This window comes from Thermosynechococcus sp. (assembly GCF_046299635.1).
Lineage (GTDB): Bacteria > Cyanobacteriota > Cyanobacteriia > Thermosynechococcales > Thermosynechococcaceae > Thermosynechococcus.
Genome location: NZ_JBKBHV010000042.1, coordinates 1 through 8,362 on the forward strand (window position 1 = coordinate 1; position 8,362 = coordinate 8,362).

Genomic DNA, 8,362 nt, shown 5'->3' on the forward strand with positions numbered 1-8,362 from the left:
GAGTTAATCACGAGAATCATGTTGTATCGGTTCACCACGCTGAATCGCGAGGAGGTGTTGCGCATGCTGGGGTTGACAACTGACGAACTGAAGAAGACACGGTTTTATCAGGAGGTTTACGCAGAAGGACGACAGGAAGGGTTGCAGGAGGGGCGAGAAGAAGGATTGCAACAAGGATTACAGCAAGGATTGCAGCAAGGAGAGACAGCCGTTGTCCTACGTCTCCTGAGGCGGCGGTTTGCCAGTGTGCCCAATGACCTTGAAGAACGCATCCGTCAGCTCTCTCCTGATCAAATTGAAGCCTTGGCAGAAGCCCTCCTAGACTTCACTGACCTAGCAGAAGTGGTTTCTTGGCTGGAGCACTCCACCTAGCCCATGCAGCGGTACTTGTGCTTCTACCGACACCTGAGTTCGAGATAGGTGGGATAGGTAGAACACGCTCAGCCCAATGAAAGCCTGCATAGACCAGCCTCTCATACTTGGATAACAAGGGCTGTACCTACTGTTGACGAGCCTTGCTGCCCTCGATTATGCTGCCCCCTAGCGGTATGGGGTAAAGGTTGTGGTCTTAAAACTCTATTTCTTGCGCCACGGGCAAACTAGCTTTAGTCGCGCCAATGCCTACTGTGGAGAATTAGATCCACCCTTGACAGATGCGGGTCTAGCAATGGCTGAGGCCTTTGCCGAACATTATGCCCAATTGCCGTGGCAGGCAGTCTTTGTCAGTCCAATGTTGCGAACTCGAACCACAGCACAACCCTTGTGCGATCGCGTGGGTCTCCAGATGCAAATCCGCGATGGTTTGCAGGAAATATACTATGGCCAGTGGGAAGGCCTTTCCCCAGAGAAGGTCAATGCCAAGTTTCACGATGACTATGTGCGCTGGCTGGCCGATCCGGGCTGGAATGCCCCCACCGGGGGTGAGCGGGGGATTGACATTTACTACCGCAGTAATGCCGTTCTCTTAGAAATTGAACGGGAGTATCCCGACGGCAATATCTTGATCGTTTCTCACAAGGCCACGATTCGGATTATGCTCTGTGGTCTTCTTGGAATTGATGTGGGGCGGTTTCGCGATCGCATTGCTGCGCCGGTTGCCAGTGTCAGTATTGTTGAGTATACCTCCCGTGGCCCCTTACTCCTTGCCCTTGCGGAGCGATCGCACCTGAGTCCAGAGCTGCGACAGTTGCCGGGCACGTAGTCTATACCGTCATGATGTCTTTTTCTTTTTCGGCGAACAGAGCATCAATTTTGCCGATGTATTTATCGGTGAGTTTTTGCACCTTTTCCTGCAAGTCCTTCACTTCATCTTCGGTGAGTTCGCCAGCTTTACCCTCCTTTTTAATGTGATCGATGGCATCACGGCGGATGTTGCGAATGGCAACTTTGCCCCCTTCGGCAATTTTGGCAGCAGTTTTCACGAGTTCTTTGCGTCGCTCTGTGGTCAAGGGCGGAATGTTCAGGCGGACGCTGGAACCATCATTGTTGGGTGTCAGACCCAAATCCGATAGTTGAATCGCTTTTTCAATACTGGCCAACGTCGAGCGATCATAGGGCTGAATCAAAATGGTGGTTGCATCGGGCGTTGAGATATTGGCCAAGGAGCGCAGGGGGGTTTCGGTGCCGTAGTAGTCCACCATCACCCGATCCAGCAAGGCCGCGTTGGCGCGACCCGTACGAATACTATTAAAGTCATGCTGGGTTGCTTCGACTGACTTTTGCATCCGCTCTTCGACATCAGCTAATTTCACAGGAGCCTCCAACCATCGTACCAATGGGTTCCCCAGTCAAGGCGCGGTAGATGTTACCGGCAGTTTCCAAACTAAACACAATAATGGGGATATCATTATCTTTACACAGGGCGATCGCCGTACTGTCCATCACCGCCAAGTTGTGGGTGAGGGCATGGGTATAGGTGAGACTGCGGTAGCGACGCGCGTTAGGATTTTTGTGGGGATCAGCGTCATAGACACCATCCACCTTAGTGGCTTTGAAGATTACTTCAGCATCAATTTCAGCAGCTCGCAGGGCAGCCGTGGTGTCGGTGGTAAAAAAGGGATTCCCTGACCCTGCGCCGAAGATCACCACCCGTCCTTTTTCCAGATGACGAATGGCACGGCGACGAATATAGGGTTCGGCCACCTCCTGCATGGCGATCGCCGTCTGTACGCGGGTGGGCACGTTCATTTGTTCGAGGGCATCTTGCAGGGTCATGGCATTCATCACGGTGGCAATCATGCCGATATAGTCTGCGGTTGCCCGATCCATCCCCGCGGCTGCGCCTTTTACTCCCCGAAAGATATTGCCACCTCCAACCACAATGGCGGTTTGCACGCCCGCTTGCACGACTTGAGCAATTTCACTGGCAAACGATTGCACCACTTTCGGGTCAATGCCATAGTTCAGGTTGCCCATCAGGGCTTCACCGCTCAATTTGAGCAACACGCGGCGATATTTAGGACTCATTGCGAGGATTCTTGCACTCCAATACGCTCCCCATCAACGATAGCAGGTTAGACGCGCCCGGTTGGACTCGAACCAACGACCAATCGCTTAGAAGGCGAGTGCTCTATTCCGCTGAGCTACGGGCGCATTTTTGAACATTTTCCCACAAGGAATAAGCTGAAGGTAAGATCTTGGGTACTGAGGACGACTGAGATGGAAATAACTTCTCCCCCTCCACGTTTGCTTTTGGTCTGTGCTGACAACCACTTGTCGCAACGCATGGGGCAAGACCTCCAAGCAGCAGGCTACGACCCTGTGATTGCAACAACGGAAAAGGAATGTCACTTGGCCTGTGCTGAATGGCAGCCTGCTTTGATCATTATGGATCGCTATTTGGGGCGTCTCAGTAGTTTGGAGCTATGCCAGCGGTTACGTCAGCAGGGGGTTAGTTGGCCGATTCTGTTGATGCTGGAGAGCGATCGCCTAGAGGATCGGGTGGCGGTGCTGGAATCAGGTGCCGATGATTACCTGCTGCTGCCCTATAGTCCCAAGCCCTTTTTGCATATGATTCAGCTTTACCTGAAGCCACCGACCCCCCAAAGCGAGGTGCTTCGGTTTGAAGATCTGACCTTGGATCTGGTCACCCGTCGCGCCGAACGCAGAGGGCGAGTGATTGATCTAACAATGAAGGAGTATGAGCTGTTGAAATTTCTCATGGAGCATCCCCGCGAAGTCCTCACCCGTGAGCAAATTCTAGAAAATGTCTGGGGCTATGACTTTTTGGGAGAATCTAACGTCATAGAGGTGTATATTCGCTATCTGCGGTTGAAGATCGAACCTGAGGGTGAAAAACGACTGATTCACACCGTGCGAGGGGTGGGCTATGTTCTCCGCGAAGCCTAGGTTACGTTGGGCGGTTTTGGGGTTGCTCACCTTGGGGCTACTGCTGGGCTGTCAAGGCCTCGGACAAGGGGATCCGGCAACCCCACCTCAAATAGTCCGCGGCATTCCCCAATATCTCCCCATTACGGCCAAGGCGCGCATCCACAATACATGGATTCAACTAGAAGTGGCGCGCACGCCGGCACAGCAGCAGTTGGGCCTGATGTTTCGCTCCCATTTGCCAAAGGATCGGGGTATGCTTTTCCCCCTGTCTCCGCCACAGGTGGCCAGCTTCTGGATGAAGAACTGCCTCATTCCCCTCGACTTGATTTTCCTAAGGGACGGTAAAGTGGTGGCGATCGCCCCCGAAGCCCCCCCTTGCCCAGCCCTCCCTTGCCCCACCTATGAATCGGGGGTGGCGGTGGATGCTGTTTTAGAGCTGGCGGGCGGCCGCGCCGCTGAACTGGGACTGAAAGTAGGAGATACAGTTCAGCTCATCAAACTCGATTCGGTCACAGGAGTTCAAGAGCCTTCGCAGTAGTGGCAACATCATTTAGGTCTTATCTTCCCAGTCAGCGTCAAACAGAACCCGGCGATCGCCTTTGCTGTGGGAGCAATTGTTGGGCAACCAATGGTTAAGTACACCGTTTAGTGGAAAAAACTTGCGGGGACAGGACAGTTTTCAAGTTTTTCCAAGGTTTTAAGCTGCATTCGACTACAGCATTTTCGCAAATCCCCAAGAGTTTCAAAGCGGTTCTGGCGGCGATAGCTTAAGATGCACTCAAGATAACGTTCTCTAGAATTACTACTGAAACCTGCTTTTTTGAACCATTCTCTAATCTGTTCTTCTGTTCCTTCGTTAAGCAAGCGCAATTGTAAATCAAGCTGATTTTGATTTGCTGCTGGGGACGGAGACACTTGTGAAGGCAAGAGATGAGATGTCTCAATAGGGTTTTCATTGGAGACAAGAGCTAAAGACTCTTTAGGGTGTTCCTCCTTTTGTTCTTCTGTCATCTCAGAATTTAAGTAATGAAGTCGAATTTGACGAAGAATGGCATCTTCTATTTCTGATGTGTCACATTCCTCAAGAATTAGGGCATTGATTTCTCTGAGATTGGCTTTTTGAGCAGCGTAGTACTGGAGATGGCCAGACAGCAGTTTGAAGCGATGACAAGCCAAGCGATCGCCCAATCGTCGTACTACTAGCGGTGGAAAACAGACACCTGCTTTAAGAACTAAATTAGCCAGTTGCTCGATAGTTACTTGATCTTGGTGAGCAACTTCAGGCTCAAGTTCAATTGCTGTCAACTGAATACGCTTATTATTAACCATTGCTTTTGAGAACTGATTAAGACTTAGTGAGCCAATTGAGTTCTTTTACTAAATCATTAAATTCATAAGCAGAATTTGAATTGGGCTTAAAGAGAAAAATAGATTGAGGCGCTGGTATTTGACCATCACTAGTTTCAATCACACGATTGAGACTATTGGATAAATCGACGTACTCTGTGATAATCGTCTTTAGAATTCTGAGATGAGGATACTTACGTCTAATTGCTTCTTGAATGGCGATAAACTTCCTTGAGTTTTTACTTCTACCATCAATTTTTGAGGGTAATATTCCCACAATCCTTAAGGGTTTTTTACCCAACTTTACTCGGAAGTCTGCAAATCGTCGGTTAATATCTTCAACAAAAGACATGACATGCTTTAAGCCTTGATTTGCAAAGGGCTTAAAATCTGAGGGAATGATTAGATAGTCTGAGGCAATAAGGGCAATTTCAGAGTAGAGATCCCACGCTGGTGGAGCATCTATGATCACAATATCATAGAGATTTTTGATCGCTTGCAACTTCCTTAAAAGCTGCAAATGAATGGCATCAATCTCCCTCAGCAGATCGCGAACTTCAATGCTCACCAAATCAATATGGGCAGGGACAACATCGATTTCTGGCCTATTAAAAGACTTCGAGCTTCTTACAACTTTTTGAATGGGATATTCATCAGCGTATCTAAGTACATGGAAGATATTGGCATCACGCAGTGTATCTTCCTCCTCAAACATAAAATTCATTAAGCCAGTGGCAAAGGTCGCATTGGCTTGAGAATCCATGTCGATGATCAAAACTCAGTTTCGCTGACAGCGAAAGGCAGCCGCCAAATTGACCGCTACAGTGGTTTTTCCGACACCACCCTTGTTGTGATAGATGGTAATAACTTTCATGCTTTTCTCCTGTCTAGAGGTTACCGAGGGCTGAGGAAGCGGTGACGGTGTCGCGATCGCCTGCCTCTGCGAAGCTGGCCGTCCTAAAGGTCAACTCACCGTTCACAAAATCCACCAGAATTGTATCACCCGGCACAAAGACCTCTTCAAGGATCTTCACGGCTAGGGGATTCTCCAATTCCCGTTGAATGGCGCGCTTGAGGGGACGTGCCCCATAGACGGGATCAAAGCCCACCGCCACCAAATGATCCAGCGCTGCCGGGGTAAGGCGCAGGCGAATTTTTTGATCCGCAAGCAGTTGCTCTAGCCGGCGCAGTTGAATTTGGGCAATCTGTGCCAGTTCAGCCCGCCCTAGCCCATGGAACAGAATCAGATCATCAATGCGGTTGAGGAATTCAGGGCGAAAATACTTTTGCGCACTTTGCAGCACCCGTTGGCGCATTTCCTCATAGCGGCTGTCATCCCCGGCTAAATCCAGAATATGCTCGCTGCCTAGGTTGCTGGTCATGATGATCACCGTGTTGCGAAAGTCCACGGTTCGCCCTTGGGAATCCGTGATACGGCCATCATCGAGCACCTGCAGGAGCACGTTAAAGACTTCCGGGTGCGCTTTTTCCACCTCATCAAAAAGAACCACCGCATAGGGACGACGGCGAATTGCCTCCGTCAGTTGCCCGCCGCTGTCAAAGCCCACATACCCCGGTGGGGCACCGATCATGCGCGAGACAGCATGCTTTTCCATGTACTCGGACATGTCAATGCGCACCAAGGCATTTTCATCGTCAAAGAGGGCTTCAGCAAGGGCGCGGGCAAGTTCCGTTTTGCCGACTCCCGTAGGCCCCATAAAGAGAAAAGAACCAATGGGACGGGACGGGTCTTTCATGCCGGCTCGCGCTCGGCGAATGGCTGCGGCTACGGCGGCCACGGCCTCTGTTTGACCGATCACCCGCTGATGCAGAACCTGTTCGAGTTGCAGGAGTTTTTGCCGCTCGGAAGCCATCAGTTTTTGCAGGGGAATGCCCGTCCACTTGGCAACAATTTCGGCAATGTCGGCTTCGGTGACTTGATCGCGCAAAAAGGTGCCCCCTTCGGCCTGAAGTTCCAAAAGCTGCGCCTCGGTGCTTTCCAATTCCCGTTGTAGAGCTTCAAGGCGACCGTATTTGAGTTGAGCGGCTTTGTTGAGGTTGTAGTCGCGCTCCGCTTGCTCGATTTGCAGCTTGACTTGATCTTCTTCTTCCTTGAGGCTGTTGATGCGCTCTAGGAGGGCTTTCTCTGCCTGCCAGCGGGCCTGCATGGCCTGTTGTCGCGGTTGCAGTTGGGCAATTTCTGCTTCGATGCGCTGAAGGCGATCGCGGAGCGTCTGTTCGCGAGTTGCTTGCAATGGGGCTTGGCTGAGGGGCAGACTTTCCTCTTGTTGGAGGGAGAGTTTTTCCATCTCCAGCTGCCGCAGGCGCCGTTCTAGGGCTTCTAGTTCGGCGGGTTTGGTGGTGATTTCCATTTTTAGCTTGGCCGCTGCTTCATCCACAAGGTCAATGGCCTTATCGGGCAAAAAGCGATCGCTAATGTAGCGATCGGAGAGGACTGCTGCGGCAACCAGCGCCGAGTCGGTAATTTTCACATTGTGGTGAATCTCGTAGCGATCTTTTAGCCCCCGCAAAATCGAGATGGTATCCTCGACACTGGGTTGGCCGATATACACCTGCTGAAAGCGTCGCTCAAGGGCTGCATCCTTTTCTATGTATTTGCGGTACTCGTCTAGGGTGGTGGCTCCAATACAGCGCAGTTCCCCCCGCGCCAACATCGGCTTCAGGAGGTTGCTGGCATCCATGGCGGAGTTTTGATTGGCCCCGGCACCGACCACCGTGTGCAGCTCATCAATAAAGAGGACAATTTGACCATCGGAGTGGGTCACTTCGTGGAGCACGGCCTTGAGGCGGTCTTCAAAGTCACCGCGAAACTTGGCACCCGCCACCAAACTCCCCAAATCAAGGGCAATCAGTCGCCGATTTTTCAGCGATTCCGGCACATCCCCATTGATAATCCGCTGGGCCAGACCCTCGGCAATGGCGGTTTTGCCGACACCGGGTTCACCGATGAGCACGGGATTGTTTTTGGTGCGGCGCGAGAGGACTTGAATAACCCGGCGAATCTCTTCATCACGGCCGATGACCGGATCCAGTTTGCCTTGGCGAGCCGCCTCGGTGAGATCGCGACCGTATTTTTCAAGGGCAGCGTATTTATTTTCCGGGTTTTGGTCGGTTACCTTTTGGGCACCGCGAATGGCCTTAACAGCAGCAGCTAGCTGCTCGCGATCGCAATTCAAAGCGCGGAAAAGACGCTGCCCAATGCGGCGATCGCCCACAAAGGCAAGCAAAAGATGCTCAACGGAAATAAACTGATCCTGTTGCTCTTGGCGCAGACGATTTGCCTCATCAAGGAGGGCATCCAAACTGCGGCCACAGTACAGTTCACTCCCTGCGGGAACGCGGGGCTGTTGCTTGGCAAAGTCCATCAGGCGTCTTAGAACCCAGTCGGTGTCAATCTCTGCCCGTTCAAGAATGAGTTGCCCTAGACCCTCTTCCCGCAGTAGGGCAATCATCACGTGCTCTGTTTCCAGATATTGGCTGCGGTATTCCCGTGCCACGTCTTGGGACTTTACAATGGCTTCCCACGCCTTATCCGTAAACTTTGTTGGATCCGTTGGTTGCATGGCGGTAATTGCGGGCGTTGACATTCATCCCGCTAACGCTTCTCGTATAGCGGGAGATTCCCCATTCACCGAGTCTTGGCTAGATGTCCCGAAGGACACCC

At 51.6% G+C, this 8,362-nt stretch carries 8 protein-coding genes, 1 tRNA gene and 1 pseudogene; 4 read left to right on the top strand and 6 right to left on the bottom strand.

Features of this window, described 5'->3' with window-relative positions:
* Together ACK4IR_RS12115 and ACK4IR_RS12120 are read left to right on the top strand one after the other, a co-directional pair.
* On the top strand, positions 1–372 hold a 372-nt coding region (locus ACK4IR_RS12115), incomplete at its 5' end, for a DUF4351 domain-containing protein (protein ID WP_409874612.1).
* Positions 373–562: 190 nt separating this feature from the next.
* Positions 563–1,201: a histidine phosphatase family protein gene (locus ACK4IR_RS12120; protein WP_409874613.1), complete on the top strand. Its 639-nt coding sequence runs from the start codon at positions 563–565 to the stop codon at positions 1,199–1,201.
* Position 1,202: 1 nt separating this feature from the next.
* On the opposite strand, the gene frr is transcribed toward ACK4IR_RS12120, so the two are convergent.
* The 3 genes from frr to ACK4IR_RS12135 all read right to left on the bottom strand — a co-directional run bounded on the left by frr (position 1,203) and on the right by ACK4IR_RS12135 (position 2,592).
* Complete coding sequence (gene frr / locus ACK4IR_RS12125; protein ID WP_409874614.1) at positions 1,203–1,751, bottom strand: ribosome recycling factor; 549 nt, start codon at positions 1,749–1,751, stop codon at positions 1,203–1,205.
* Positions 1,738–2,466 carry a UMP kinase gene (gene pyrH / locus ACK4IR_RS12130; protein WP_409874615.1) on the bottom strand — a complete coding sequence of 243 codons (729 nt, stop codon included), beginning with the start codon at positions 2,464–2,466 and terminating at the stop codon, positions 1,738–1,740. The genes frr and pyrH overlap by 14 nt, the downstream gene beginning before the upstream one ends.
* A 52-nt stretch (positions 2,467–2,518) precedes the next feature.
* Positions 2,519–2,592 (bottom strand) — tRNA-Arg (locus tag ACK4IR_RS12135).
* Positions 2,593–2,658: 66 nt separating this feature from the next.
* Between ACK4IR_RS12135 and nblR the strand changes: the two genes are divergently transcribed.
* Both nblR and ACK4IR_RS12145 read left to right on the top strand, forming a co-directional pair.
* Complete coding sequence (nblR, locus tag ACK4IR_RS12140) at positions 2,659–3,348, top strand: response regulator transcription factor NblR (RefSeq protein WP_409874616.1); 690 nt, start codon at positions 2,659–2,661, stop codon at positions 3,346–3,348.
* Entirely contained in the window at positions 3,329–3,868 is a 540-nt protein-coding gene (locus ACK4IR_RS12145; RefSeq protein WP_409874617.1) for a DUF192 domain-containing protein, read from the top strand. The genes nblR and ACK4IR_RS12145 overlap by 20 nt, the downstream gene beginning before the upstream one ends.
* A gap of 107 nt (positions 3,869–3,975) precedes the next feature.
* Here the strand turns inward: ACK4IR_RS12145 and ACK4IR_RS12150 are convergent, their stop codons facing one another.
* From ACK4IR_RS12150 to clpB, 3 genes and pseudogenes are all read right to left on the bottom strand, one after another.
* Positions 3,976–4,635 (bottom strand): hypothetical protein, encoded by a 660-nt coding sequence (locus ACK4IR_RS12150; RefSeq protein WP_409874618.1) that lies wholly within the window; start codon positions 4,633–4,635, stop codon positions 3,976–3,978.
* Positions 4,636–4,675: 40 nt separating this feature from the next.
* A pseudogene (locus tag ACK4IR_RS12155) lies at positions 4,676–5,551 on the bottom strand (ParA family protein).
* 13 nt (positions 5,552–5,564) lie between these two features.
* Positions 5,565–8,261, bottom strand: a complete 2,697-nt coding sequence (gene clpB, locus ACK4IR_RS12160) for an ATP-dependent chaperone ClpB (protein WP_409874619.1) — start codon at positions 8,259–8,261, stop codon at positions 5,565–5,567.
* Between the last annotated feature and the right edge of the window lie 101 nt (positions 8,262–8,362).

Excerpts from the sequence above, each read along its gene's own strand:
- pyrH (WP_409874615.1), bottom strand. The coding sequence starts at position 2,466 with ATGAGTCCTAAATATCGCCGCGTGTTGCTCAAATTGAGCGGTGAAGCC.
- nblR (WP_409874616.1), top strand. The coding sequence starts at position 2,659 with ATGGAAATAACTTCTCCCCCTCCACGTTTGCTTTTGGTCTGTGCTGAC.
- ACK4IR_RS12145 (WP_409874617.1), top strand. The coding sequence starts at position 3,329 with ATGTTCTCCGCGAAGCCTAGGTTACGTTGGGCGGTTTTGGGGTTGCTC.
- clpB (WP_409874619.1), bottom strand. The coding sequence starts at position 8,261 with ATGCAACCAACGGATCCAACAAAGTTTACGGATAAGGCGTGGGAAGCC.